Annotated in this window: 22 protein-coding genes and 1 pseudogene; 14 read left to right on the top strand and 9 right to left on the bottom strand. The window is 66.1% G+C overall.

Annotated features, from left to right (window positions below):
• Positions 1-56: 56 nt before the first annotated feature.
• From LRH25_RS27900 to LRH25_RS27885, 4 genes are all read right to left on the bottom strand, one after another.
• Positions 57-683 carry a formate dehydrogenase subunit gamma gene (locus LRH25_RS27900; RefSeq protein ID WP_141288092.1) on the bottom strand — a complete coding sequence of 209 codons (627 nt, stop codon included), beginning with the start codon at positions 681-683 and terminating at the stop codon, positions 57-59.
• Entirely contained in the window at positions 680-1,633 is a 954-nt protein-coding gene (fdxH, locus tag LRH25_RS27895) for a formate dehydrogenase subunit beta (RefSeq protein WP_141288091.1), read from the bottom strand. Before fdxH ends, LRH25_RS27900 begins: the two co-directional genes overlap by 4 nt.
• 9 nt (positions 1,634-1,642) lie before the next feature.
• Positions 1,643-4,690, bottom strand: a complete 3,048-nt coding sequence (gene fdnG / locus LRH25_RS27890) for a formate dehydrogenase-N subunit alpha (protein ID WP_141288094.1) — start codon at positions 4,688-4,690, stop codon at positions 1,643-1,645.
• Between the two features lie 227 nt (positions 4,691-4,917).
• Positions 4,918-5,877, bottom strand: coding sequence for a bifunctional helix-turn-helix transcriptional regulator/GNAT family N-acetyltransferase (locus LRH25_RS27885; protein WP_141288090.1), 960 nt, complete (start codon positions 5,875-5,877; stop codon positions 4,918-4,920).
• Between the two features lie 258 nt (positions 5,878-6,135).
• Here LRH25_RS27885 and LRH25_RS27880 point away from each other — a divergent pair, with 258 nt between their 5' ends.
• Both LRH25_RS27880 and mutS read left to right on the top strand, forming a co-directional pair.
• Positions 6,136-6,528 carry a hypothetical protein gene (locus LRH25_RS27880; RefSeq protein WP_141288089.1) on the top strand — a complete coding sequence of 131 codons (393 nt, stop codon included), beginning with the start codon at positions 6,136-6,138 and terminating at the stop codon, positions 6,526-6,528.
• A 198-nt stretch (positions 6,529-6,726) separates the two neighbouring features.
• Positions 6,727-9,345, top strand: coding sequence for a DNA mismatch repair protein MutS (gene mutS, locus LRH25_RS27875; protein WP_231012943.1), 2,619 nt, complete (start codon positions 6,727-6,729; stop codon positions 9,343-9,345).
• Positions 9,346-9,375: 30 nt separating this feature from the next.
• Here mutS and LRH25_RS27870 read toward each other — a convergent pair whose 3' ends face one another.
• Entirely contained in the window at positions 9,376-10,068 is a 693-nt protein-coding gene (locus tag LRH25_RS27870) for a helix-turn-helix domain-containing protein (RefSeq protein WP_141287560.1), read from the bottom strand.
• An 85-nt stretch (positions 10,069-10,153) separates the two neighbouring features.
• On the opposite strand from LRH25_RS27870, the gene LRH25_RS33215 reads away from it, so the two are divergent.
• The 9 genes and pseudogenes from LRH25_RS33215 (at position 10,154) to LRH25_RS27825 (ending at position 18,860) form a co-directional block, all read left to right on the top strand.
• A complete protein-coding gene (locus LRH25_RS33215) occupies positions 10,154-11,257 on the top strand; it encodes a TolB family protein (protein ID WP_310733320.1) in 1,104 nt (367 codons plus the stop codon).
• 90 nt (positions 11,258-11,347) lie between these two features.
• A complete protein-coding gene (locus LRH25_RS27860) occupies positions 11,348-12,172 on the top strand; it encodes a proteasome-type protease (RefSeq protein WP_141287561.1) in 825 nt (274 codons plus the stop codon).
• Between the two features lie 6 nt (positions 12,173-12,178).
• A complete protein-coding gene (locus LRH25_RS27855; protein ID WP_141287562.1) occupies positions 12,179-12,997 on the top strand; it encodes an alpha/beta fold hydrolase in 819 nt (272 codons plus the stop codon).
• Between the two features lie 124 nt (positions 12,998-13,121).
• Complete coding sequence (gene pyrG / locus LRH25_RS27850; RefSeq protein ID WP_141287563.1) at positions 13,122-14,810, top strand: CTP synthase; 1,689 nt, start codon at positions 13,122-13,124, stop codon at positions 14,808-14,810.
• On the top strand, positions 14,807-15,664 hold the full coding sequence (kdsA, locus tag LRH25_RS27845; RefSeq protein WP_141287564.1) for a 3-deoxy-8-phosphooctulonate synthase: 858 nt from the start codon (positions 14,807-14,809) through the stop codon (positions 15,662-15,664). Before pyrG ends, kdsA begins: the two co-directional genes overlap by 4 nt.
• Positions 15,665-15,757: 93 nt before the next feature.
• Positions 15,758-17,041: a phosphopyruvate hydratase gene (eno, locus tag LRH25_RS27840; RefSeq protein ID WP_141287565.1), complete on the top strand. Its 1,284-nt coding sequence runs from the start codon at positions 15,758-15,760 to the stop codon at positions 17,039-17,041.
• A 103-nt stretch (positions 17,042-17,144) separates the two neighbouring features.
• Positions 17,145-17,408: pseudogene (locus LRH25_RS27835) on the top strand (septum formation initiator family protein); the annotation flags it as partial.
• An 89-nt stretch (positions 17,409-17,497) separates the two neighbouring features.
• Positions 17,498-18,157 (top strand): nicotinamide riboside transporter PnuC, encoded by a 660-nt coding sequence (pnuC, locus tag LRH25_RS27830; protein ID WP_231012942.1) that lies wholly within the window; start codon positions 17,498-17,500, stop codon positions 18,155-18,157.
• The gene (locus tag LRH25_RS27825; RefSeq protein WP_231012941.1) at positions 18,150-18,860 is read left to right on the top strand and encodes an AAA family ATPase; all 711 of its coding nucleotides are present in this window, start codon (positions 18,150-18,152) and stop codon (positions 18,858-18,860) included. The genes pnuC and LRH25_RS27825 overlap by 8 nt, the downstream gene beginning before the upstream one ends.
• On the opposite strand, the gene hslO is transcribed toward LRH25_RS27825, so the two are convergent.
• From hslO to LRH25_RS27810, 3 genes are all read right to left on the bottom strand, one after another.
• Positions 18,843-19,826 (bottom strand): Hsp33 family molecular chaperone HslO, encoded by a 984-nt coding sequence (gene hslO, locus LRH25_RS27820; RefSeq protein WP_141288619.1) that lies wholly within the window; start codon positions 19,824-19,826, stop codon positions 18,843-18,845. The two genes, LRH25_RS27825 and hslO, sit on opposite strands and share 18 nt — an antisense overlap.
• A gap of 134 nt (positions 19,827-19,960) precedes the next feature.
• Positions 19,961-20,740, bottom strand: a complete 780-nt coding sequence (locus LRH25_RS27815; protein ID WP_141288620.1) for a ferritin-like domain-containing protein — start codon at positions 20,738-20,740, stop codon at positions 19,961-19,963.
• A 43-nt stretch (positions 20,741-20,783) separates the two neighbouring features.
• Positions 20,784-21,566 carry a DUF481 domain-containing protein gene (locus tag LRH25_RS27810; protein WP_141288621.1) on the bottom strand — a complete coding sequence of 261 codons (783 nt, stop codon included), beginning with the start codon at positions 21,564-21,566 and terminating at the stop codon, positions 20,784-20,786.
• A 287-nt stretch (positions 21,567-21,853) separates the two neighbouring features.
• On the opposite strand from LRH25_RS27810, the gene LRH25_RS27805 reads away from it, so the two are divergent.
• Entirely contained in the window at positions 21,854-22,723 is an 870-nt protein-coding gene (locus tag LRH25_RS27805) for a basic amino acid ABC transporter substrate-binding protein (RefSeq protein ID WP_141288622.1), read from the top strand.
• 15 nt (positions 22,724-22,738) lie between these two features.
• Positions 22,739-23,491, top strand: a complete 753-nt coding sequence (locus tag LRH25_RS27800) for an amino acid ABC transporter permease (protein ID WP_141288623.1) — start codon at positions 22,739-22,741, stop codon at positions 23,489-23,491.
• A gap of 56 nt (positions 23,492-23,547) precedes the next feature.
• Here the strand turns inward: LRH25_RS27800 and LRH25_RS27795 are convergent, their stop codons facing one another.
• Positions 23,548-24,144 carry a MarC family protein gene (locus LRH25_RS27795; RefSeq protein ID WP_141288624.1) on the bottom strand — a complete coding sequence of 199 codons (597 nt, stop codon included), beginning with the start codon at positions 24,142-24,144 and terminating at the stop codon, positions 23,548-23,550.
• A 227-nt stretch (positions 24,145-24,371) separates the two neighbouring features.
• On the opposite strand from LRH25_RS27795, the gene LRH25_RS27790 reads away from it, so the two are divergent.
• Positions 24,372-25,361, top strand: coding sequence for a porin (locus LRH25_RS27790; protein WP_141288625.1), 990 nt, complete (start codon positions 24,372-24,374; stop codon positions 25,359-25,361).
• The last annotated feature ends 136 nt before the right edge of the window (positions 25,362-25,497 follow it).

The raw sequence follows: 25,497 nt of genomic DNA, 5'->3' as shown, positions 1-25,497 counted from the left end.
AGAAATGAAAAAGCCGCCGGCGCGCTGGCTCGGCGGCTGGCAGGGCGAGCCCTGGCTCAGCGATTGTCGCCGGTCATCTTGCGGTACCAGCCGCGGTGGTGCTGCCTGGCCCACGCGCGGGTGACCGTGCCGTAGAGCATGGCCCGGATGGTGCCACGGGTCCAGATGGCTGCGTAGATGTGCAGCACGATCAGCCCCATCATCCACACGGCGGCAACCGCGTGCAGCAGCGACGCGGCGCGCACCAGGTCGACTGGCAGATTGAACCAGGCACGCCACATCAGCACACCGGTGGGCAGCAGGATGACCATGCCCACCACCAGGCCCCAGAACAGCACTTTCTGGCCGCCGTTGTACTTGCCCTGCTCGGGCATGTCGTGGTCGTCGCCCTCGACCATCTTCTGCACGTTCTTCAGCCATTCGACATCACGCTGCTCGATCACGTTGAGCCGCCAGAAGCGCAGCGCCATGATCAGGAAGAACAGCATCATCACCAGCCCGATGTACGGATGCAGGATGCGCGCCCATGGGCCGCCCCCGAAAAGCTGGGTCAGCGGGAAAAACGCCGGGTGGAAAAAGGCCAGGCCGGAGAGCGCCAGCAGGATGAAGCAGATGCCGACGATCCAGTGGTTGGCACGCTCCGAGGCGGTGTAGCGCTGCAGGTCGCGGGGGTTGCGTCTCATGGCCGGCCTTCCGGGTTGGCGTCATGCTCGAACTGGCGGTCGCGTGCCAGCGCTTCCTGGTCCTCCCGTTCCATATCGTCTTCCAGTTCCTTGGAGACCTCGTTCGGGCCTTTGGTGATGTAGTGGAAGAGGCTGCCCAGCGCCGCGGTGCCCAGTGCGACCAGCGCCAGCGGCTTGGCCAGGCCTTTCCACAGCGACACCATCGGACTGATCTTCGGCTCGTTCGGCAGGCCGGCGTAGAGCGAAGGCTGGTCCGCGTGGTGCAGCACGTACATCACGTGGGTGCCGCCCACGCCAGCCGGATCGTAGAGACCAGCATGCTCGAAGCCACGCTCCTTCAGGTCTTCCACCCGCTCGGCCGCCTGGTCTTTCATGGCCTGCTTGGTGCCGAACATGATGGCCCCGGTCGGGCAGGTCTTCACGCAGGCGGGCTCCATGCCCACGGCCACGCGGTCAGAGCACAGCGTGCACTTGTAGGCCTTGTTGTCCTTCTTGGAGATGCGCGGCACATCGAACGGGCAGCCAGTCACGCAGTAGCCGCAGCCAATGCAGTTTTCCTCGTGGAAATCGACGATGCCGTTGCTGTACTGGATGATGGCGCCGGGCGACGGACAGGCCTTCAGGCAGCCCGGGTCGGCACAGTGCATGCAGCCGTCCTTGCGGATCAGCCACTCCAGGTTGCCGCTCTGCTCGTTCTCGTACTCGGTGAACTTCATCACCGTCCACGCGTTTTCGGTCAGATTGATCGGGTTGTCGTAGACACCCAGCGAGGTGCCCGGCTCCTGGCGGAGGTCGTTCCACTCCATGCAGGCGGTCTGGCAGGCCTTGCAGCCGATGCACTTGGAGACGTCGATCAGCTTGGCAACCTCGCCAGAGGCGGGGGCGCGCGCACTGGGCGAAGGGGTGGTGGTGGCCGAGCGAGCTTTGATGTCGAGAGATTGCAGTGACATGGGCGCTCCTCAAGCGGCGATCTTCTCGACCTTCACGAGGAAGGTCTTGAACTCGGGCGTGTTGGTGTTGCCGTCACCCACGAAAGGCGTCAGCGTGTTGGCCAGGAAGCCGGGCTTGGTCACGCCCTTGAAGCCCCAGTGGATCGGAATGCCCACGTGGTGCACCGTCTTGCCCTCGATCTGCATCGGCTTGATGCGCTTGGTGACAACCGCCACCGCCTTGATGTAGCCGCGCTTGGACGAGACCTTGATGCGGTCACCAGCCACCACGCCGATGCTTTGCGCCAGCGCCTCGCCGATCTCGACGATCTGCTCGGGCTGGGTGATGGCATTCAGCAGCGCGTGCTTGGTCCAGTAGTGGAAGTGCTCTGTGAGGCGGTAGGTGGTGCCCACGTGCGGGAAGTCCGCGGCCTTGCCAAAGGTCTCCCACACCGACTTGAAGACCCGGGCCGCCGGCGAGCTGGTGACCTTCGGGTGCTTCGGGTGCATGGGGTTGTAGCCCAGCGGCGTGTCGAAGGGTTCGTAGTGCTCGGGGAACGGGCCTTCGGCCATGCCCTTCCTCGCGAAGAAGCGGGCCACACCTTCTGGGTTCATGATGAACGGTCCAGCGCCCGTCTCGGGTGCCAGCGTGGCGCCCATGTCCGGCACGTCCGCCCCGGTCCAGGCGCTGCCGCTCCAGCTCACCAACTTGCGCTTGGGGTTGAAGGGCTTGCCGGCCTCGTCGCAGGAAGCGCGGTTGTAGAGGATGCGGCGGTTCGCCGGCCAGGCCCAGGCCCAGTTCAGCGTGTTGCCAATGCCGGTCGGGTCGCTGTTGTCGCGCCGGGCCATCTGGTTGCCGGCGGTCGTCCAGCAGCCGGTGAAGATCCAGCAACCGCTCATGGTCGAGCCGTCGTCCTTCAGTTCACCAAAGCCAGCCAGTTGCTCACCCGCCTTGCGCGTGACCTTGGTGGCGTCCTTGGGGTCGACCTGGTCGGCCAGCGCCCGGCCGTTGTACTCCTTGGCCACTTCCTCGGGTGTCGGCTCCTCGGCGTTGGCATACGGCCACCAGAGCTTCTGCATCGGATCCGGGAAGGTGCCGCCTTCCTTGGCGTAGAGTTCCCTGATGCGCAGGAACAGGCCGGCCATGATGCGCAGGTCGGTGCGCGCCTCGCCCGGCGGCTCGGCCGCCTTCCAGTGCCACTGCAGCACCCGCGAGCTGCTGACCACCGAGCCTTCTTCCTCGGCAAAGCAGGTGGTGGGCAGGCGAAAGACCGTCGTCTGGATCTTCTTCGGATCCACGTCGTTGTGCTCGCCGTAGTTCTTCCAGAACTCGGAGGTTTCGGTGGCCAGCGGGTCCATGATGACCAGGAACTTCAGCTTGGCCAGGCCGTCGCGCACACGGTCCTTGTTCGACAGCGCGGCCAGCGGGTTGAAGCCCTGGGCAATGTAGCCGTTGACCTTGCCCTGGTTCATCAGCTCGAAGATCTGCAGCATGTCGTACTGCTTGTCGAGCTTGGGCAGGTAGTCGTAGGCCCAGTTGTTCTCGGCCGTGGCGGCCGGGCCGTACCAGGCCTTCATCAGGCTGACGTGGAACTTCGGATAGTTCTGCCAGTAGCTCATCTGGCCGGCGCGCAGCGGCTTCTGCGTGCGGCTGTCGATGTACTTCTGGTAGTCCTGCTCGGACTGCAGCGGCAGCGTCATGTAGCCCGGCAGGCTGTTGGACAGCAGGCCCAGGTCGGTCAGGCCCTGGATGTTGGAGTGGCCACGCAGCGCGTTCATGCCCCCCCCCGCCACGCCGATGTTGCCCAGCAGCAGCTGCACCATCGCGCCGGTGCGCAGGATCTGCGCGCCGATGGAATGCTGTGTCCAGCCCAGCGCGTACATGATGGTCGCCGCGCGGCCCGGCACTGCCGTGGAGGCGAGCTTCTCGCACACGTGCAGGAACTTCGCCTTGGGCGTGCCGCAGATGCTTTCCACCTTCTCGGGCGTGTAGCGGCTGTAGTGCGCCTTCATCAGCTGGAAGACGCAGCGCGGGTGCTGCAGCGTGGCGTCGGTCTTCACAAAGCCGTCGGCACCCAGCTCGTAGTCCCAGCTGGCCTTGTCGTAAGTGCGCTTTTCCTCGTTGTAGCCGGAATAAAGGCCGTCGGCGAAGCTGAAGTCCTCGCGCACGATGAAGCTGAAGTCGGTGTACGCCTTGACGTACTCGTGGTGGATCTTGTCGTTGCTCAGCAGGTAGTTGATGACGCCGCCGAGGAAGGCGATGTCGGAGCCCGAACGGATGGGCGCGTAGAAGTCCGCCACCGACGCGGAGCGGTTGAAGCGCGGGTCCACCACCATGAAGTGCGCCTTGTTGTGCGCCTTCGCTTCGGTGACCCACTTGAATCCACAGGGGTGCGCTTCTGCGGCATTGCCGCCCATCACCAGGATGACATCAGCGTTCTTGATGTCCACCCAGTGATTCGTCATCGCGCCGCGGCCAAACGTCGGGGCAAGACCTGCCACCGTCGGGCCGTGTCAGACACGGGCTTGGTTGTCGAATGCGAGCAGGCCCCAGGAGCGGGCAATCTTGTGGGTGATGTAGCCGGCTTCGTTGCTGGAGGCCGAAGCCGCCAGCATGCCGGTGGTGAGCCAGCGGTTGACGGTCAGGCCGTCGTCCGTCTTCTGCACGAAGTTGGCGTCGCGGTCGGCCTTCATCAGCTTGGCGATGCGCTCATTGGCCTCGTCCCAGCTGATGCGCTTCCATTCGTCGCTGCCAGGCTCGCGCACTTCCGGGTGCAGCAGCCGGTTCGGGCTGTTGATGATGTCCAGCAGGCTGGCGCCCTTGGGGCACAGCGTGCCGCGGTTGACCGGATGGTCCGGGTCGCCCTCGACGTGGATCACCGAACGCTTGGCGTTCTTCGCGCCGTCGCCCAGCGAATGCATCAGGATGCCGCAACCGACCGAGCAGTAGGTGCAGGTCTGGCGCGTGACCGTGGTCGCGGCGAGCTTGTACTGGCGCACCTCCGCCAGCGCCGTCGCCGGGGAGAACCCCAGCAAGGCCAGGCTTGAGCCTGCCAGGGTGGAGCCAGTCACTCTCATGAACTGGCGACGTGAGACTTGCACGTGAAGCTCCTCGCAAAAAAGCACGAAGTGCAACCGCTCGAAGCCCTGGAACGCACCTGGGTTCAGCCTGGGAGCGGGTCGCGAGAAAATTCTATGCCTATGGGGGCATCCAGGTTGCGGGGTTTCACGGATGTCCCAGCGTCCAAGGCGGGCATGTTCACGCCCATGCGGGCTGCCTCGGGCAAGCGGCAAGACACTTGCGCTCAGAAATCCAAGGTCCAGGTCTCGCCCACCAGGTCATGGCCAAAGCTGTGGTGCGCCTCGCTGGCGACGAACCGATAGCCAGCCTTGCTGTAGATGCGCTTGGCAACGGTGAGATTGCTGTTAGTCCAGAGCCGGATGGAGCGGTAGCCGACGTCACGCGCGAACTGGCTGCACTCGGCGACCAGCCGCTCACCCAGGCCCAGCCCGCGGGCGGAAGGCTCGACCAGCAGCAGCCGCAACTGGGCCACGCCCTCGATCGGCTGCCCGCTGGCTTCGTCCCGCGCCTGCACCAGGCACACGCTGCCGATGTTCACGCCATCGCGCTCGGCGATCCAGCAAGCCTCGCGGCGCGCATCGAAGCGCTCGATGAAATCCGCCGCGATGCGCGCGACCATGGCCTCGAAGCCAATGTCCCATTGGTACTCGCGGGCATAGAGCGCACCATGCCGCGAGACCACCCAGCCCATGTCGCCGGGTCGATGCGGTCGCAGGACGAAGCTGTTTTTCGCCGGCTTGCTGCCTGGCTCCTCCAGCATGTCTCGCACGCGCTGGAAGGCCTGCAGCAACTCGCCCTGTTGTGCATCGCTGAGCCGGTCCAGCAGCTCACTCACCTGAGCCTGTGAGCGCTGCTCCAGCGGCGCCAGCGCCAGGCGGCCGGCGGCGGTGAGCTGCAGCAAGGACTGCCGCCCGTCCGCCTCGCTGCGGTTGGCCTCCACCAGCCCGCGCTCCTTCAGAGAGCGCAGCAATCGGCTCAAGTAGCCCACATCCAGATCCAGCAGGCGGCCCAGCGCCGTGCCGGTGATGCCGGCGCCTTCCTGCAGGTGCGCCAGCTCCCACAGCACGCGGGACTCGGTGAGGTTGAAGTCCGAGTCCAGCAAGCCTTCGTTGAGCACGCCGATGCGACGGGTGTAGAAACGGTTGAAGCCGCGCACGGCTTCGATTCGGTCAGGCGAAGTCATGGCCGAAGGATACGAAAATTGATTGCTTTTGGCAATCAATTGCTTGCTGGATTGTCAATTGGCAACGACGGCGGCGCAACACGCCTGCAGCGAGCCCATCACCGACGTCAACAGTCCGCCAAACCTACAAACCCTGTTGGCAACGCCTGACACCGAGGCTGGTGGGTGGGGCGTACCTTCTGGTTCATCCGGTTCCGACCGGTTGCCCCTTTTCCTCCCCACCGCGCAGGCCCTGCGCGGACTCTCAAGGAGTTCCCCATGAAGATGAACAAGACGCTTCTCTCCGTTGTAACCGCTGCTGCAGTCGCTGGTGCCCTGTCGATGGCCTACGCCCAATCCGAGCCGAACCTGCCGGTCCAGCCGGACACGCCGACCGCCGTGGAACCGCACGCCACCCAGGTGGCCACGCCCATGGTCCCGCCGCCTGGCGATTTCACCGGCTCGCAGAGCAGCGGCACCACGACCACCACGGTCGAAGCGCCTCAGCCCGTGGTGACGGTCACTCCGCCCGCCACCGTTGCCTATACCGCGCCGGCACCCGCCCCGGCCGCGCCGGCACCCGAAACCAGCCCACCGGTCGACAACAGCGCGCCTGCGCCCATCGACAACACGCCGACGACCATGCCCGCGCCGCAAGCTGACCGCAACTAAGCTCATGCCTTCAGCGCCACCAGGCGCTGGGGTGAGAGGAAGAGCCGCCCGAGAGGCGGCTCTTCCTTTTGTGGGCCGCGCTGCGTCGTTCTACGGGCACCGCTGGGGCTGCAGCCAAAACCTCTGTGCGATGATCGCCAGCCGCTTCTTCGCGGCCCGGCCGCTGCGCCTTCCGCGCGCCTGATCCCCGCCCACCCCATGATTGACGAGACCGAGACCGCAGCCAGCCCGCGGCCTGCGCCAGCTTCGCTGGAAGGCCACACGCCGATGATGGCGCAGTATTTCAGGCTCAAGGCCGACCACCCGGACACGCTGCTGTTCTACCGGATGGGGGACTTCTACGAGCTGTTCTACGACGATGCGCGCAAGGCCCACAGGCTGCTGGACATCACGCTGACGACACGCGGCCAGAGCGCAGGCCAGCCGGTCATCATGGCCGGCGTGCCGGTGCATTCGGTGGAGGGCTACCTGGCGCGGCTGCTGAAGCTGGGCGAATCGGTGGCGGTGGCCGAGCAGGTGGGCGACGTGGCCACGGCCAAGGGACCGGTGGAGCGCAAGGTGGTGCGCGTGGTGACCCCCGGCACGGTGACCGACAGCGAACTGCTGAACGACCGGGCCGACACGCTGCTGCTGGCCATCACCCGCCAGCGCCAGACCTGGGGCCTGGCCTGGCTGGGGCTGGCCAGCGGGCAGCTGGGCGTGACCGAGTGCGTGGAGCGCGAACTGCCGGGCTGGCTGGCACGGCTGGCACCGGCCGAGCTGCTGCTGGACCGCGAGAACGACGCACACCCCGCCCTGCAGGCCTGCCGCGCGGCACGCACCGCGCGCCCCTCCTGGCAGTTCGACAGCGCCTTGGGCCTGCGTAAGCTCTGCGAGCAGTTGAACGTGGGCAGCTTGGCTGGCTTCAACGCACAGGCGCTGGGCACGGCCCACGCGGCCGCAGCCGCGCTGCTGAGCTACGCCGAACACACCCAGGGCCGCGCACTGGCCCATGTACAGACGCTGACGGTGGAGCGCTGCAGCGAACTGCTGGAGCTGCCGCCGGCCACCCACCGCAACCTGGAGCTGACCGAGACGCTGCGCGGCGAGGCTGCACCCACGCTGCTGTCGCTGATCGACACCTGCCGCACCGGCATGGGCAGCCGCGCGCTGCGGCAGTGGATGACGCACCCGCTGCGCGACCGCGCGCTGGCCAGCGGCCGGCATGCGGCCATCGAGCAGATGCTGGCAGATGGCATTGACCGGCTGCGCGACGCGCTACGCGGCATCAGCGACGTGGAACGCATCACCTCCCGCGTGGCGCTGCGCCAGGCGCGGCCGCGCGAACTGTCGGGCCTGCGGCAGACGCTGGCGCAGCTGCCGGCGCTGCGCGAGCTGGCACCGCGTGGCACAGCGCTGCTGGACGCGCTGCATGCCGACCTGTCACCCGACCCTGCCGTGGGCCAGCTGCTGGCCCGCGCCGTGGCCGAGGAGCCGGCGGTGCTGCTGCGCGACGGCGGCGTGATCGCCACCGGTTTCGACGCCGAGCTGGACGAGCTGCGCGCCATTGGCCAGAACTGCGACGCCTTCCTGCTGGAGCTGGAGACGCGCGAGCGTGCGCGCACCGGCATCACCAACCTGCGGGTGCAGTTCAACCGGGTGCATGGCTTCTACATCGAGGTCACCAGCTCGGGCCTGGACCGGGTGCCGCTGGACTACCAGCGCCGGCAGACGCTGAAGAATGCCGAGCGCTTCATCACGCCCGAGCTGAAGACCTTCGAGGACAAGGCGCTCTCGGCGCAGGACCGGGCGCTGGCACGCGAGAAGTGGCTGTTCGAGCAGCTGCTGGACCAGCTTCAGCACTGGCTGCAGCCGCTGGCCGCGCTGGGCCGGGCCCTCGCCAGCCTGGACGCACTGGCGGCGCTGGCCGAACGCGCCACCACGCTGGACTGGTGCCGGCCGGAGTTCGTCTCGCATCCCTGCCTGGACATCGAGGCCGGCCGGCATCCCGTCGTGCAGGCGCGGCTGGCCGAGACCGGCGCGGGGGACTTCATCGCCAACGACTGCCGGCTGGACGCGCGCACCAAGCTGCAGATCATCACCGGCCCGAACATGGGCGGCAAGAGCACCTACATGCGCCAGGTGGCGCTGATCGTGCTGCTGGCGGCCATGGGCAGCTACGTGCCCGCACGGCGCTGCCGGCTGGGGCCGATCGACGCGATCCACACCCGCATTGGCGCCGCGGACGACCTGGCCAACGCCCAGTCCACCTTCATGATGGAAATGACCGAGGCGGCCGCCATCGTGCACGGCGCGACCGAGCATTCGCTGGTGCTGATGGACGAGATCGGCCGCGGCACCTCCACCTTCGACGGCCTGGCGCTGGCCTCGGCCATCGCCACGCAGCTGCACGACCGCAACAAGTCTTTCACGCTGTTTGCCACCCATTACTTCGAGCTGACCGAGTTCCCGCGCAAGCACGAGCGGGCGCTGAACCTGCACGTGAGCGCGGTCGAAAGCGGGGACGACATCGTCTTCCTTCACGCGATCGAGCCCGGCCCGGCCAGCCGCAGCTACGGCGTGCAGGTCGCCCGGCTGGCCGGCATGCCGCCCGCGCTGGTCCGCCAGGCGCGGCACACGCTGGAAGCGCTGGAAACCAACTCGCGCGCCGGTGACCCGCAAGTGGACTTGTTCGCCGCGCCGGCTGCCTCGCCGGTGCGCGAAGCCTCTGCCGTGGAGCAGGCAATGGCGGCGATCAACCCGGACGCGATGTCGCCCAAGGAAGCGCTGGACGCGCTGTACCGCCTGAAGCAGTTGCAGGCGCAGGGCCAGGGCTGAAACGCACGGCCTTCACCCGGCAGGAATCGCTCAACGCGGCTCGCGCACGTGGATGAGGTGCATCAATGAGGACACCGGCTTGTTGGCCTTGTCGCTCAACGCACCGTAGCGGTCGTAGACGGCGTTGAGTTCGCGGGCCAGCGCTTCGGTTTCCGCTTCGGTGAGCCAGAGGCGGCACCAGTAATAGAGGAAGTCGTCCGGCGGCTGGGCGTGGCCCTCGCGCGGCAGGATGGTGGTGAACAACCCCGCCGAAGGCGTGTGCGCCAGGCACAGCTCCAGGCTGGGCGCCTGGCGCACCAGCGAGCGCGACATGGCCGACAAGGCCTGGCCGTGCCAGCGCTGCGAGAAGTCCGCAAAGACGGCCTCGTAGCTTTCCATCGGCGCATGTTCGAGGCTGACGCGCACACGGTCCGCCACGCATCGGTAGAAAGTGACGCGGTGGCGCGCCCGCTTCTCCACGCGCTCGGGGCGGATCAGGCCGGCTTCGCTCAGACGCTTGATCCAGTAGCTCATCGCCGGCTTGGCAATGCCCAGCTCGGCCGCGGCGCCGGCCAGGTCCGCGCTGCGGCCCAGGAAGGGCTTCAGGTGCAGGCGCTTGTCCGGCAGCCAGAGGATCTCGACGGCGGCCGGCTCGGTGACCAACAGGTCGGCGGCCGGCGTCCAGCCGGGCACTTCGTCGGAGGGTGAAAGGCGCAACGCGGTGGGCTCACGGTTCAGTTTCAAGCATGTTATTTGAACGGTGCGCTGCCTAGCCTTGGCACCGCCGCCTCACCCGGGGTGGCGCGACTGATTCAGGGACGACAACGCCATGCACAACCGATCCGCCACTTTCTCCACAGCCCGCCGCCTGCAACGCATGGCCGCGCTGATGGCCCTTGCCTGCAGCCTCGCCGCCTGTGGCGGCGGCGGCAGCGACACCTCGGAGCCGACCAGCGGCCCGGCACCCGCGCCCAGCCCTTCGCCCTCGCCTGCCCCATCCCCCTCGCCTTCGCCAGCTCCCGCACCGGCACCCACGCCTGCCCCGGCACCGGCCCCTTCCGTCTCCGGACGGCTGTGGCACGAGGACTACGCGCTGGACTTCCGCGACGGCACGCAGATCGCTTCGCCCGATGGCGCACTGCCCTCGCAGGTCACCGCCGAACTGGACGCCTGGCCCTGGCCGGACGGCAGCCAGTACGCCACGATCGACTGGAACAGCTACGACGAATACACCACGCTGAAGGTGGTGGACACGGCCAGCGGCAACGTCCTCTACTCGGCCACGTCCAACCGCTACCTGCGTGTGGGCGCACCTTCTCCGGTCAACAAGTCCATGCTGCTGCTGTCGATTGCCGACGACGTCATTTCCCCGGAAGACTGGATCTTCGTGGACCTGAGCACCATGACGACGGTCAAGCAATTCCCGGCAAACGACTACATCAGCTGGTTGCCGGACGGGCGCTACCTGGCCGTCAGCGTCAGCGGGGCGATGCAGATCGGCCAGGTGGATGGCGGCGACACGCCTGCCGGGCAGTTGAGCTTGCCCCCCGGCCGCCAGGTGGGTGGCGTGTGGGTCAATCGGCAGGGCACGCAGATGGCGCTGCGGCTGGAGAACCCGAACACCACTGGCGGCGAGGCGGACATCTGGGTGGCCGGGATGGACGGCAGCAACCTGGGCCGGGTGACGCAGACCACGATGAGCTACTTCCCGAAATGGTCACCTGACGGCCGCACGCTGGCGTTCGACGTGGACACCGGCCACTTCTGCAACGGCGTGGGCTGCATGGGCAGCTGTGACCTGTGGTGGGTGCCGGTGGAGGCCCGCAACGTGGTCGCACTGCCCGCCAGCGGCGATGCGAACCGCTTCTACGTGAAGGACCGGGACGGTGAGCAGCAGATCCTGGGGTGCGAGCTGTTGGCCTGGACCGACTGATCCCGCGCCAAGCGCATGCTCGGCCGGGCAAAGTCCCGGCCAGCGTGGACAATCGCGGTTTCAGCGATTTCCCGGTCCGCGGGCAATTCCATGACTTACTGCGTCGGCATCCGGCTCAACGCCGGCCTCGTGTTCCTCTCGGACTCCCGCACCAATGCGGGCCTGGACGCGATCAGCACCTTCCGCAAGATGATCGTGTACGAGCAGCCCGGCGAGCGCTTCATGGTGCTGATGTCGGCCGGCAACCTGAGCATCTCGCAGTCGGTGCGGGAAATCCTGCAGGTCGAGAAGCTGGCCAACGGCGACGAAGAGCCGATCACGATCTGGAACGCCAAGAGCATGTTCGAGGCCACGCGCGTGCTGGGCAGCGCGGTGCGCCGGGTCTATGACCAGGACGGCCCTTCGCTGAAGGCCGCGGGCATCGATTTCAACTGCAGCATGATCTTCGGCGGCCAGATCGGCAACGAGGCGATGCGGCTGTTCCTGGTCTATTCGGCCGGCAACTTCATCGAGGCCACGCGCGAGACCTGCTTCTTCCAGATCGGCGAGAGCAAGTACGGCAAGCCCATCCTGGACCGGGTGCTGACGCCGGGCACGCCGCTGGACGAAGCGGCCAAGTGCGCACTGGTGTCAATGGATTCGACGCTGAAGTCCAACCTCTCGGTCGGCCTGCCGCTGGACCTGATGGTCTACGAGAAGGACAGCCTGCAGAGCAACCGCATCGCGGTGATTGACGACCACAACCCGTATTTCCGCATGATCCACAACACCTGGGGCCAACGGCTGCGCGAGGTGTTCGAGGGCATTGACGATCCGCACTGGGGCGGCGGCGACGCGGTGCATCCACTGCTGACACCCAGCCATCGCTACGAACCGATGCGCAAGATCCAGGGCCCCGACGAAAAAATCGTCTGATCCGGCATGGCTGACACGATCGTCTTTGCGCACGCCAATGGCTTTGGCGCCGGCACTTACCGGGTGCTGTTCGAGCGCTGGCGCGCGGCAGGTTTCGAGGTCAAGGCCCCCGAGCGCCTGGGCCATGACCCGAAATACCCGGTGGCGAGCAACTGGCGCGCACTGCGCGACGAATTGCTGGCGTTTGTCGAACGCGAAACCGAAGGCAGGGTCTTCCTGGTTGGCCATTCGCTGGGCGGCTTGCTGAGCCTGATGGCGGCCAGCCGCCGGCCCGAACTTGCGCGCGGCCTGCTGATGCTGGACTCGCCGGTGATCACCGGCTGGCGTGCCCACAGCCTGCAAATGGTCAAGCTGGGCGGCCTGCTGCCCAGCATTTCGCCCGGCAAGGTCTCGGTCAAGCGGCGCCATGAGTGGCCCAGCCGCGAGGCCGTGCATGCGCATTTCGCCGGCAAGCCGGTGTTTGCCCGCTGGGACCCGCGGGTGCTGGCCGACTACGTGGCCACCGGCTTTGTCGAGGCCGATGCGGCCGAGGCGGTGCGCGAAGAGGCCCGCATCGTGCTGGGCTTCAAGCGCGAGATCGAAACCCGCATCTACAACACGCTGCCGCATCACCTGGGGCTGGTGCTGCACAAGCATCCGCTGCAGTGTCCCGTGGGCTTCATTGCCGGCACCCAGTCAGCCGAAATGCGCCAGGGTGGCACCGAAGGCGCGCGGGCACTGGCCAAGCAGCGTTTCGTCTGGTTCGAAGGCACGCACCTGTACCCGATGGAGCGGCCGGACGACACGGCCGACGAAGTGCTGAAGCTGCTGCGCGGCATGTCCTGAACACGCGGCCCCGCCCGGCCGGGTAGGCCCCGGTATAATGCCGTTTTACCACCACAGCGTTCGTGCATCCCCGTGATGCGGCCTGTCTTCGGGCCCGCGGGCGAGACCGCGTACGCTGCAAGAAATGACCAAGTTCGTCTTCGTCACCGGCGGTGTGGTGTCTTCCCTGGGCAAGGGCATCGCATCGGCCTCTCTCGCAGCGATTCTTGAATCGCGCGGTCTCAAAGTCACCCTCATCAAGCTGGATCCATACCTGAATGTGGATCCGGGCACGATGTCGCCGTTCCAGCACGGCGAGGTGTTCGTCACCGACGATGGCGCGGAGACCGACCTGGACCTCGGCCACTACGAGCGCTTCATCACCACGCGCATGAAGCGCAGCAACAACTTCACCAGCGGCCAGATCTACAAGACGGTGCTGGAGAAGGAACGTCGCGGTGACTACCTCGGCAAGACGGTGCAGGTCATCCCGCACGTCACCAACGAGATCCAGGAGTACGTCAAGCGCGGCGCGGGCTTCGGCACGCCCGAAGCGGTCGACGTGGCCATCGTGGAAATCGGCGGCACGGTGGGCGACATCGAGTCGCTGCCCTTCCTCGAAGCGGTGCGTCAGCTCAGCCTGAAGATGGGCCCGACCAACACCGCATTCGTGCACCTCACCTACGTGCCTTACATCAAGGCTGCCGGCGAGTTGAAGACCAAGCCGACCCAGCACACGGTGCAGAAGCTGCGCGAGATCGGCATCCAGCCGGACGCGCTGCTGTGCCGCGCCGACCGCGAGGTGCCGGCCGAGGAGCGCGAGAAGATCTCGCTGTTCACCAACGTGGCCTCGCATGGGGTGATCTCGATGTGGGACGTGGACACCATCTACAAGGTGCCCCGCATGCTGCATGAGCAGGGCCTGGACGAGCTGATCTGCATGAAGCTGCAGCTGCTGACCCGCCCGGCCGACCTGCGCACCTGGGACAACCTGGTGCACGAGGTGGCGCATCCGAAGGGCGAAGTCACGATCGCGATGTGCGGCAAGTACACCGAGCTGTCGGACTCGTACAAGTCGCTCAACGAAGCGCTGCGCCACGCCGGCCTGCACAACCATGTGCGCGTGAAGATCGAATACGTGGACTCGGAAGAGCTGAACGACGCCAACGCCGCCGTGCAGCTCAGCGGCTTCGATGCCGTGCTGGTGCCTGGCGGCTTTGGCAAGCGCGGCGTGGAAGGCAAGATCGCCGCCGCCCGCTTCGCCCGCGAGCACAAGTTGCCGTACCTGGGCATCTGCCTGGGCATGCAGGTGGCCACCATCGAATACGCCCGCCACATGGTCGGCCTGACCGGCGCCAACTCGACCGAGTTCGAGCCCGACACGCCGCACCCGGTGATCGCGCTGATCGACGAATGGCAGGACGCCGACGGCTCGATCCAGAAGCGCGATGCCAACTCCGACCTGGGCGGCACGATGCGCCTGGGCGCGCAGAGTTCGGACGTCAAGCCAGGCACGCTGGCCCATGACATCTACGGTCCGGTGGTCACCGAGCGCCACCGCCACCGCTACGAGGCCAACGAGCACTACCTGGACCGCCTGCAGCAGGCCGGCCTGGTGATCTCGGCCATCACCCAGCGCGAGAAGCTGACCGAGATGGTCGAACTGCCGCGCACGGTGCATCCGTGGTTCGTCGGCGTGCAGTTCCACCCGGAATTCAAGTCCACGCCGTGGGACGGCCATCCGCTGTTCAAGGACTACATCAAGGCGGCGATCAGCCACCAGCAGCAAGCTGCTGCAGCGTCCGCCGCCACTGCCGAAAAGGGCACCGCATGAAACTCGCCGGATTCGAGGTCGGCCTCGACAAGCCGTTTTTCCTGATCGCCGGGACCTGCTCGATCGAAGGGCTGGAGTTGACCCTGGAAGTGGCCGGCCAGCTGAAGGAAGCCTGCACGGCGCTCGGCATTCCGCTGATCTACAAGGGCTCGTTCGACAAGGCCAACCGCTCGTCCGGCACCACCAAGCGCGGCGTCGGCATGGAGGCGGGACTCAAGATCCTCGACGAGGTGCGCCGCCAGACCGGCCTGCCGGTGCTGACCGACGTGCACGACGCGACGCAGGTGGCAGAGGTCGCCAGCGTCGTGGACGTGCTGCAGACCCCGGCCTTCCTGTGCCGCCAGACGGACTTCATCCGCGCGGTCGCGCAATCGGGCAAGCCGGTCAACATCAAGAAGGGCCAGTTCCTCGCGCCCTGGGACATGAAGAACGTCATCGACAAGGCCCGCGCCGCCGCGCGTGAGGTGGGCCTTTCCGAAGATCGCTTCCTGGCCTGCGAACGCGGCGTCAGCTTCGGCTACAACAATCTGGTGGCCGACATGACCAGCCTGGCCGAGATGCGCAATTCCGGCGCGCCGGTGGTGTTCGACGTGACCCACTCGGTGCAGAAGCCCGGCGGTCTTGGCGGCTCCAGCGGTGGTGCGCGCGAGATGGTGCCGGTGCTGGCGCGGGCCGGCGTGGGCGTGGGCGTCGCGGGCCTGTTCATGGAGACGCACCCGAACCCTGCCGAGGCCTTCAGCGACGGCCCCAACGCCGTGCCGCTCAAGCACATGAAGACGCTGCTGGCGCAACTGGTCGCTCTGGACAAGGTGATCAAGGCCCAGCCGTTGCTGGAGAACGACTTCAGCTGCTGAAGTCTCGCCCGCGGCGCAACAAGCTGATGTACGCGGGTAACCCGTTTCTGGCACCCTGCGCGCCGCAGAAGAATTTTCATTACGGAGAGAGCAATGAGTGCAATCGTTGACATCGTCGGCCGCGAAATCCTCGACAGCCGTGGCAACCCCACGGTCGAGTGCGACGTGCTGCTGGAATCGGGCGTGATGGGCCGCGCGGCCGTGCCTTCTGGCGCTTCGACTGGCTCGCGTGAAGCCATCGAGCTGCGCGACGGCGACAAGAGCCGCTACCTGGGCAAGGGTGTGCTGAAGGCCGTCCAGAACATCAACAACGACATCAGCGAAGCGGTGCTGGGCCTGGATGCCTCCGAGCAGGCCTTTCTGGACAAGACGCTGATCGACCTGGACGGCACCGACAACAAGAGCCGCCTGGGCGCCAACGCGATGCTGGCCGTCTCGATGGCCGTGGCACGTGCCGCAGCCGAAGAGTCCGGCCTGCCGCTGTACCGCTACTTCGGCGGCATGGGCGGCGTGCAGTTGCCGGTGCCAATGATGAACGTCATCAACGGTGGCGCGCACGCCAACAACAGCCTGGACCTGCAGGAGTTCATGATCATCCCGGTCGGCGCGCCCAGCTTCCGCGAAGCGCTGCGCTACGGTGCCGAGGTCTTCCACGCGCTGAAGAAGATCATCGATGCCAAGGGCATGAGCACCACGGTCGGCGACGAAGGCGGCTTTGCGCCCAGCCTGCCCAGCCACGAAGCCGCGATCCAGCTGATCCTGGAAGCCATCGACAAGGCCGGCTTCGAGGCCGGCACGCAGATCGCCATCGGCCTGGACTGCGCCGCCAGCGAGTTCTACAAGGACGGCAAGTACCACCTCGAAGGCGAAGGCCTGACGCTGACGGCCGCCGAGTGGACCGACATGATGGCCACCTGGGTCGACAAGTACCCCATCATCTCGATCGAAGACGGCATGGCCGAAGGCGACTGGGACGGCTGGAAGCACCTGACCGAGCGCCTGGGCAAGAAGGTCCAGATCGTGGGCGACGACCTGTTCGTCACCAACACCAAGATCCTGAAGGAAGGCATCGAGAAGGGCATTGCCAACTCGATCCTGATCAAGATCAACCAGATCGGCACGCTGACCGAGACCTTCGCCGCCATCGAGATGGCCAAGCGCGCGGGCTACACCGCAGTGATCAGCCACCGCTCGGGCGAGACCGAAGACAACACGATCTCCGACATCGCCGTGGGCCTGAACGCCGGCCAGATCAAGACCGGCTCGCTGAGCCGCAGCGACCGCATGTCCAAGTACAACCAGTTGCTGCGCATCGAGGAAGACCTGGGCGACGTGGCCGTGTACCCGGGCCGCGCCGCGTTCTACAACCTGCGCTGACCGCATGCCGGGCCTTTGCGCCCGGCGCCGCTCACCATCGCCGGGCCCTCGCCCGGCGTTTTCGTTTTGGGGTGCCAACAAGGGCTTGCGGCACAATCGCGACATGCGCGTGCTGCCCTTTGTCCTCGCCGCCTTGCTGGCGCTGGTGCAGGCCGAACTCTGGTTCGGCCGCGGCGGCGTGCCACATGTGATGAACCTGCGCAGCGAACTGGCCACGCAGCTGGCCGCCAACGACAAGGCGCGCGCCCAGAACGAGCGCCTCTCCGCCGAGGTCGCCGACCTGAAGAACGGGCTGGAAATGGTCGAGGAAAAGGCCAGGCTGGAACTGGGCATGGTCAAGCCGGATGAGTTGCTGGTGGTGATTTCCAGCAGCGCCGGCAGCACCGGAAATGCGGCGCCCAAGCCACCCGCGCCGCTCGCGCCAGCCACGGCCGCCCCCTCGCAACCCTGACGCCGATGCCGAACTGGATGTTCGCTGCCTTGCAGGCAGCCGTTGCCCTGTGGGCCACCCTGCTCGCGCCCGCCTTCACGCTGTGGGGCAGTCCTTTCACCTGGCTCGAACTGCTTGCCTGCGTGCTGGCCATCTGGATGGTGGCCTGCAACATGCGCGTGAACCCGCTGGGCTGGCCGCTGGCCATCGCCAGTTCGCTGCTCTATGCGGGGCTGTTTGCCGAGTACAAGCTGTATGGTGAAGCCAGCCTGCAGATCTTCTTTGTGCTGGTCGCAGGCTGGGGCTGGTGGCAATGGCTGAGCGGCCGTGGCGAGGATGGCGGTGCGCTGCGCGTGCATCGCCTGACCGGCCGGCAACGCGCTCTGGCCTTGCTGGCCACGCTGCTGGGCTGGCCATTGCTCGGCTTGTTGCTGCGCCGCTTCACCGACAGCGACGTGCCGTTCTGGGACGCGCTGCCCACCATCGCCAGCATCACCGGCCAGACCCTGCTGGGCCGCAAGCTGATCGAGAACTGGCCGGTGTGGATTGCGGTGAACCTGGTCAGCATGGGCTTGTTCGCAGTCAAGTCGCTCTGGCTGACGGTGCTGCTGTACGCGGTGTTCACCGTGATGGCGGCCGCGGGCTGGCAAGCCTGGCGCAGGCTGGAGGGCCGGGTCAGTGCCTGAGCAGCAGCAAACGGGGCGGGTCATTGCGCTGGTCGGCGCCGAGAGCACCGGCAAGAGCACGCTGGCCGCCGCGCTTGCACCCCGCGTGGCCGAACTGACCGGCTGGCCCTGCACCTGGGTGCCCGAATACCTGCGTGAATGGTGCGATGCACAGGGGCGCACGCCACGCGAGGCCGAGCAGGAAGCCATCGCCCTTGAACAAGCCAGGCGCATCGAACTGGCCGCTGCCACGCATGCCGTGGTGCTGGCCGACACCACGCCGCTGATGACGGCCGTCTACCACCGCCAGGTGTTCGGCAGCCAGGCATTGGATGCCATGGCGCTGGCCTGGCAGCGCCGCTGCGCGCTGACGCTGCTGACCGCGCTGGACCTGCCCTGGGAGCCGGACGGCCTGCAGCGCGACGGCCCGCAGGTACGCGCGCCAGTGGACAACCGGCTGCGCGAGCTGCTGGTGGGCGCCGGGCTGGCGTTTGCCGTGGTCAGCGGCAGTGGCCCGCGCCGGTTGGAGGCAGCCCTGGATGCGATGGTGCCGGTGCTGCGCCTGCGCCGCGCGCCGCGGACCGGGCTGCTGACGCGGCTGCAGGACCGCGACGCCGCGCAACCCGCCTGGCTGTGGGCCTGCGACAGCTGCGATCAACCGGACTGCGAGCACACCGCTTTCCAGCAGCGCATCCGCACGGCCGGCTCACTGCAGCGAAGCTGAGGCGGGCGGCTGGTCGCGGCCTGGCGTGAACATCTCACCCACGTCGACTGCGTCGAAATGGTATTGCTGGCCGCAGAAGTCGCAGGCGATCTCGATGTCGCCGCGCTCTTTCAGGATGCTTTCGGATTCTTCGCGGCCCAGGCCGGTGAGCATGTTGCGCACCCGTTCGCGCGAGCAACTGCAGCCGAAGCTGGGCGTGAGCGGCTCGAAGCGGCGCACTGATTCTTCCCAGAACAGCCGGCGCAGGATCGTGTCCGCTTCCAGCGTCAACAGCTCCTCGCGCGTCAGCGTCGCGGCCAGGTGGGCAATGCGGTTGAAGGCTTCCGACTGGCCGATCTGGTCCTCGTCGCCCGAGCCCCAGGGCGTGGCGCCCGGCCGCTCGCCGGCCAGGTTGCCCTCGCCTTTGGTCGGCAGCCGCTGGATCAGCAGGCCGGCAGCGACTTCGCCGTTGGCGGCCAGGATCAGGCGAGTGTCCAGCTGCTCGGACTGCAGCATGTAGTGCTCCAGCACCTCCGAGAGGTTTTGCAGCGGCCGGCGCTGGTCGTCGTGCAGCGGCACGATGCCCTGGTAGGGCTGCTGGCCGGGCAACCGGTCGGCGGGGTCCAGCGTGATCGCGCAGCGGCCCTGGCCGTGCAGGTTCAGCATGGCCTCGACACGGGCGCCGTCCGGCACCTCGCCGACGACCTTGGCCGTGGTGCGAAAGCTCAGGTCGGCCTTGGCCTCGGCCACTGCGAGCTTGACCGGACCGTCGCCCATGACCTGCAGGATCAGCGAGCCGTTGAACTTGATGTTGGCCTGCATCAGCGTGGCGGCAGCCGCCATCTCGCCCAGCAGTTCACGCACCGGCGGCGCGTAGTCGCCCGCAGCCTCACGGCGGCGCAGCACCTCTTGCCAGCTGTCGGTCAGCCGCACCAGCATGCCGCGCACGGGCAGGCCTTCAAACAGGAATTTATGGAGTTCGCTCATGGGATGGGTCCGCAGCCACGCAAACGGTGACCGCGTGTGCGGTCTGCGACGCTGCGCCTGGAAGACTGCCGATTTTACGAAGCTTGATACCAGCAGGCGCAGCCAAGGTCTTGCATCGGTTGGGCTGCATGCCGTCAGCCGCGGTAGCTCGCGAGCTCTTCTTCGGTGAAACCGGCTGCGCGCCGGGCGTCGAGGTTGAACGGGCCTTTCATGCGCGGCGCGCCATATTGCGCCGCGAGCTGCGAATAGGTGGCCACGGGTGCCAGGCAGCGCTGATCGCACAGCCAACGGTACCAGTGGTTGCCGGTGGCGACGTGACCGATCTCGTCGCGCAGGATGATGTCGATGATGGCGCCAGCCTTCAGGTCGCCTGCGCCGACCAGCTTGGCCTTGACCGCCGGCGAAGCGTCCAGCCCCCGCGCCTCCAGCGTGCGAGGCACCAGCGCGACGCGGGCCAGCAGGTCGCCCTTGGTCTTCTCGGCCATTTCCCACAAGGCGTTGTGCGCCGGGAAGTCGCCATAGCGGAAGCCCAGCGCCAGCAAATGGTCGCGCAGCAGCTGGAAATGCAGCGCCTCTTCGCGCGCCACCAGCAGCCACTGCCGGTAGAAGTCCGCCGGCATGCCGGCAAAGCGCCAGACGATGTCCAGCGCCAGGTTGATCGCATTGAACTCGATGTGGGCCAAGGCATGCAGCAGGCCCGCCCTGCCCTCCAGCGTGCCGACAGAACGATGCTTCAGTGCGGTGTGTGGCATCAGCTCGGGCTTGGGCGGGCGGCCGGGAATGCCGGCCGGTTCGACTAACACCTCGTCGGTGTCCAGCGCAGCCAACGGATCAAGCGCACGCGTGCCTTCGGCCTTGGCGTCAGGCGATGGGGTGAGCAGCAGCGCCAAGGCCTGCCGACGAAGGTTCTCCATGCGGCATGCTAACCAGCTTGGCGCCTCGACACCGGCCGGCGCCTCAGTCCAGCTTGACGGAGATGCCGGTGACGAACAGCGTGTCGCCCTTTTTCAGGCCGACGCCGGGATCGCTGTCATAGCGGTAGTTCAGCCCGGCGGTGAGGCTGAGCCTGGCGGTCATCGCAACGGCCAGGCCGGCGTCCAGCGTCGCGCGCGAGCCGCCGCCGGAATCCAGTGCAGGGTAGTACGAAAGCTTCTGGCGGAAGCTCGTGGTTTCAGTGAACTTATGGCTGGACTCTTCGCCCAGCACCAACTCGGCGCGACCGTAACGGACGCGCAGTTCGTCGTTGACGACAACAGGATCGAAATAGCGGTCTTGCGAATAGCCGATGCCCAGCGTCGCATCCCAGGTCAGGTCGTCGCGCTTGATCAAATGTCGGCCGACACCGCCGTGCACCGAGCCGCGCGCCTGGATGTTGGCAAATTCATCGCGCAGGAAATCGGCGCTGCCAAAGCCAAACCAGGCTGGCGTGAAATCCTGGTTATAGGCACCACCCAGGGACACGTTCTCTGCCGTGGTCTGGCCTTCCGAGCGGGACCACAAGGCCTTGCCGCCCAAGGTCAGCTTGCTTTCGTCGGTGGCCTGCACGGCCTCGCCATTCAGATTGACGCTGGCCGCACTGGTATTGCCAGACGAATAACTGGCGCCCGCGCCCAGGGCGTAGCGCATCTTGCCATCGGGCTTCACGGTGGCCTGGGCCAGCGCGACGCCTGGCAGGCCGAGCAGGCAGAGGGCGAGAACGGTCGTCGAACGTCGGTGTCGGGTAGCGTGGCATCGGGACATCGGTTCTCCTTGAAGCTGAAGGAAGTCAATTGCCGGGCGAAGACGACTGCCTGCAGGGAAGGCGGCGTGCGCCGAGCGCGTGTTGCCGGGATTGCGGCAATCCGCGTACCAAAGGCCGCCGGCTGGCTGTGCATTTCATCCCGCCGCGGCAATGTGTGCCCAGGTAACAAGGCACCGCCTCGGTGCGTGATTACCCCGTGCCGCCGTGGCGTAAATATTGCGTAACCCGGCCGTACACTGAAGGAACTAGTTTTTCCTTAGTTTTGCCCACTGTTTTGAGGACATCCATGGCTCAACAAGATACCCGTCGTTTCCTGAAGGCCGCCACCGCATTGGTGGCCGGCTTGGTGCTGGCTGCCTGCGGCAAGCAAGAGCCGCCGCCCGCGCCGGCCGAAACGGCGTCCGCCCCGGCTTCTGCGCCCGCCCCGGCGCCAGCCAAGGTCTACACGGTCGGCACCGACGCCGCTTATGCGCCGTTCGAGTTCCAGAACGAGAAGGGCGAGATCGTCGGCCTGTCGGTCGACCTGCTGAACGCAGTGGCAGAAAAAGGCGGCTTCCAGGTCAAGTTCGTCAACACCCCCTGGGAAGGCATCTTCAACGCGCTGGGCCAGGGTGACCGCGACCTGCTGATCTCGTCGATCACGATCACCGACGAGCGCAAGCAGACCATGGATTTCTCGGACCCGTATTTCGACGCGTTCCAGCTGATCGCGGTGAAGGAGTCGTCGAAGATCTCGAAGTTCGACGACCTGAAGAAGCTCAAGGTCGGCGTGCAGACCGGCACCACCGGTGACGAAGTGGTCACCAAGCTGCAAGGCAAGACCGCGACGACCATCAAGCGCTTCGAGTCGACCCCGCTGGCGCTGAAGGAACTGGAAGCCGGCGGCGTGGACGCAGTGGTGGCCGACAACGGCGTGGTGATCCACTACGTGGCCAACAACCCTGGCGCCAAGTTCAAGACCGTCTCCGACAAGGCTTTCGCGCCGGAGCAATACGGCATTGCGGTGAAGAAGGGCAACACCGAACTGCTTGGCATGATCAACAAGGGCCTGGCCGCCGTGAAGGCTGACGGCACCTACGCAGCGATCTACAAGAAGACCTTCGGCACCGAGCCGCCCGCCGCTGCCGCACCGGCTGCATCCGCCGCCTCGAACTGACGCGGAGCGCACGGCGTGGACTTGCGTTGGGAAATCCTGTCGGGCTACTGGCCGCTCTTCATGAGCGGTCTGTTGACCACCATCGAGCTGACCTTGGTGGCCATTGTGGTTGGCCTCCTGCTCGGCGTGGTGCTGGGCCTGATCAGCAGTTCACGCAGTGCGCCCCCACCGCAGTCCCCGCCCGCGCGGTGGCTGCTGGTGATCGTGCGTGGCATCACGACCGCCTACGTCACCTTCTTCCGCGGCACGCCGCTGTTCGTGCAGATCCTGCTGGTGCACTTCGCGGTGATGCCGGCCTTGATCCATCCGGACAACGGCTTGCTGCTGTCGGGCGACATGGCGAGGACCTTCCGCCAGGAGCACGGCGCGTTTTTCTCGGGCTGCGTCGCGCTCTCGCTCAATGCGGGCGCCTACATCTCCGAGATCTTCCGGGCCGGCATCCAGAGCATTCACCTGGGACAGACCCAGGCCGCCTGGAGCGTGGGGCTGTCGCACTCGCAGGCCATGCGCTTCGTGATCCTGCCGCAAGCCTTCCGTCGCATGGTGCCGGCGCTGGTAAATGAGGGTGTGACCCTGATCAAGGATTCGTCCCTGGTTTCGGCCATTGGCCTGGCCGAGCTGGCACTGGCAGCCCGCACGGTGGCGGGCGCATATTCGCGCTACTGGGAGCCATACCTCGCAATCTCGGCGATGTACCTGATCCTGACCCTGCTGCTCTCAACACTGGCCAAGCGGCTGGAAGCGCCCGCACACTTGCGCGGACGATGATTGCAAGTATTCTGAAAATATAAAGGCGGCGTTAAGCCGCTTTTTCTTTTGCCCTGTCAAAGCCCGAAGAAATAGCGCTTCAACCCCGCCAAAATCATTTCCACCGCCACCGCCGTCAACACCAGGCCCATCAGCTTTTCAACCGCCGAAACCACCGGCGTACCGAGGATTTTGCGAATGCGGTCGGCTGCCAGCATCACCGCGCCGCTGACCAGCATCGCCAGCGTCAGCGCCCCCACCCAGTGCCACATGCGCTCGGGCTGCCGCGAGGCCAGCAGCAGCACGGTGGCCATCGCTGACGGGCCTGCCAGCAGCGGCACCGCCAGCGGAAAGATCATCGGCTCACGCTGGCCCTCCGTGGCATAGATTTCCCCCCCTGAAGCGAAGATCATCCGGATGGCAATGATCAGCAGGATCACCCCGCCGGCGACCTCCAGCGAACGCTCCGACAGGTGCATCAGGCGCAGGAAGCCTTCGCCCGTGAACATGAAGACCAGCAATACCGAAAAGGCAATCGAGACTTCGCGAATCGCCACGACAGCGCGGCGCTCAGGGGACACGCTGCGCAACACCGAAATGAAGATCGGCAGGCTGCCAAAAGGGTCCAGCACCAGCAGGAGCAGGACAAAGGCCGAGATGAAAGTGTGGTCCATGGGTAGATTGTGGCGGCGTGCGTGATGTCGGCGCAGTCCTACGCAAGTTGCATCGCAACAACAGATTGAGCCCTGTTTGAGGGCGGCGCCAGGGTAAACCTTCAGGACGCACTTGTTCCAGCGATAAACTGCTTTTCACAGTGTTGTCATTCAGCACTTCAGAGTTTCGCTGCTCTGCTCGCGCAGACGTGAGGCTCCTTTGTTTACATTGACCAAGGGTCCTTCTCATGAAGAAATCTCTCGTTCTGACCGCGATCGCGGCCACCCTGGCGGCTCCCGCTGCGTTCGCACAAAGCTCGGTGACCATTTACGGTCGCCTGAACGTGGCTGCTGAAAGCCAGAAGATTGGCGATGGCGACCGCAACAATGTGATCCAGGATTACAACTCCCGCATCGGCTTCAAGGGCGAAGAAGATCTGGGCGGCGGCATGAAGGGCCTGTTCCTGATCGAGAGCGGCTTCGACGCCTCGACGGGCAAGAGCGGCTCCGCATTCTGGGGCCGTGAGTCCTGGGTCGGTCTGGCCACCCGTTTCGGTACGGTCAAGCTGGGCAACATGTCCGCCAGCGAGGCTTACTACGCCACTGCTGACTGGATCGGCATGCACAACCATGACACGGGCCCGACCGAAGACGCTTTCTACAGCGTCGTTGGCGCCGGCAGCGGCACCATCGCTTACGGCAACCTGAAGAATGCTGTTGCTTACTACACCCCGGTGGTCGCGGGCTTCGTGGGCCACGCCCAAGTCGCCGAAGCGACTGCGGGCAGCGAAGACAAGATCTACTCCGGCGCCGTCAACTACGACCGCGGTCCTCTGCACCTGGGTCTGGGCTACGAGCAGCACGGCGACGACAAGCAGACCGTGGGCCGTGCGGTCTACGAACTGGGCGCGTTCACCTTCGGCGGCTACTACGGCCAGGTCAGCGGTGACTCCAAGCACAACATCTGGCGTGTCTCGGGCATGTACACCCTGGGCAACAACGAACTGCACCTGAACTACGGTCAGGCCGGCAAGATCGACGGCGTGCCTGACAGCGGCGCCAACCAATGGACGGCTCAGTGGAACTACAACCTGAGCAAGCGCACCAAGGTGTACGCGTTCTACAGCAAGCTCAACAACGACGACAACGCTGCCTACCAAGCGTTCGCTGATGCTGGTTCACAAGGCCTGGGCCAGAACTTCAGCAGCTACGGTGCTGGCATCCGTCACAACTTCTGATGCTTCAGGCCTTCGGGCCTGGTTTCAGCAAAAGCCGACCTCAGGGTCGGCTTTTTTCAGGTTCTTCACCCAACTCCGGGGAAGGCGGCGCGGATTTTGAGGAAGAAATAGGCGTCGTCGCGGAAGCCGTAGGCCA

Source organism: Ideonella azotifigens (genome assembly GCF_021043325.1).
Taxonomy (GTDB): domain Bacteria; phylum Pseudomonadota; class Gammaproteobacteria; order Burkholderiales; family Burkholderiaceae_C; genus Ideonella; species Ideonella azotifigens.
This window is presented reverse-complemented; position numbering and strand designations above follow the sequence as displayed.

What these genes read in the sequence shown, in the direction of transcription:
- pnuC (WP_231012942.1), top strand. Translation starts at nt 17,498, where the DNA reads ATGCCGAACTGGATGTTCGCTGCCTTGCAGGCAGCCGTTGCCCTGTGG.
- LRH25_RS27815 (WP_141288620.1), bottom strand. Translation starts at nt 20,740, where the DNA reads ATGGAGAACCTTCGTCGGCAGGCCTTGGCGCTGCTGCTCACCCCATCG.
- LRH25_RS27885 (WP_141288090.1), bottom strand. Translation starts at nt 5,877, where the DNA reads ATGACTTCGCCTGACCGAATCGAAGCCGTGCGCGGCTTCAACCGTTTC.
- eno (WP_141287565.1), top strand. Translation starts at nt 15,758, where the DNA reads ATGAGTGCAATCGTTGACATCGTCGGCCGCGAAATCCTCGACAGCCGT.
- LRH25_RS33215 (WP_310733320.1), top strand. Translation starts at nt 10,154, where the DNA reads ATGCACAACCGATCCGCCACTTTCTCCACAGCCCGCCGCCTGCAACGC.
- mutS (WP_231012943.1), top strand. Translation starts at nt 6,727, where the DNA reads ATGATTGACGAGACCGAGACCGCAGCCAGCCCGCGGCCTGCGCCAGCT.
- LRH25_RS27855 (WP_141287562.1), top strand. Translation starts at nt 12,179, where the DNA reads ATGGCTGACACGATCGTCTTTGCGCACGCCAATGGCTTTGGCGCCGGC.
- LRH25_RS27790 (WP_141288625.1), top strand. Translation starts at nt 24,372, where the DNA reads ATGAAGAAATCTCTCGTTCTGACCGCGATCGCGGCCACCCTGGCGGCT.
- pyrG (WP_141287563.1), top strand. Translation starts at nt 13,122, where the DNA reads ATGACCAAGTTCGTCTTCGTCACCGGCGGTGTGGTGTCTTCCCTGGGC.
- kdsA (WP_141287564.1), top strand. Translation starts at nt 14,807, where the DNA reads ATGAAACTCGCCGGATTCGAGGTCGGCCTCGACAAGCCGTTTTTCCTG.
- LRH25_RS27880 (WP_141288089.1), top strand. Translation starts at nt 6,136, where the DNA reads ATGAAGATGAACAAGACGCTTCTCTCCGTTGTAACCGCTGCTGCAGTC.
- LRH25_RS27805 (WP_141288622.1), top strand. Translation starts at nt 21,854, where the DNA reads ATGGCTCAACAAGATACCCGTCGTTTCCTGAAGGCCGCCACCGCATTG.
- LRH25_RS27900 (WP_141288092.1), bottom strand. Translation starts at nt 683, where the DNA reads ATGAGACGCAACCCCCGCGACCTGCAGCGCTACACCGCCTCGGAGCGT.
- LRH25_RS27810 (WP_141288621.1), bottom strand. Translation starts at nt 21,566, where the DNA reads ATGTCCCGATGCCACGCTACCCGACACCGACGTTCGACGACCGTTCTC.
- LRH25_RS27795 (WP_141288624.1), bottom strand. Translation starts at nt 24,144, where the DNA reads ATGGACCACACTTTCATCTCGGCCTTTGTCCTGCTCCTGCTGGTGCTG.
- hslO (WP_141288619.1), bottom strand. Translation starts at nt 19,826, where the DNA reads ATGAGCGAACTCCATAAATTCCTGTTTGAAGGCCTGCCCGTGCGCGGC.
- fdxH (WP_141288091.1), bottom strand. Translation starts at nt 1,633, where the DNA reads ATGTCACTGCAATCTCTCGACATCAAAGCTCGCTCGGCCACCACCACC.
- LRH25_RS27860 (WP_141287561.1), top strand. Translation starts at nt 11,348, where the DNA reads ATGACTTACTGCGTCGGCATCCGGCTCAACGCCGGCCTCGTGTTCCTC.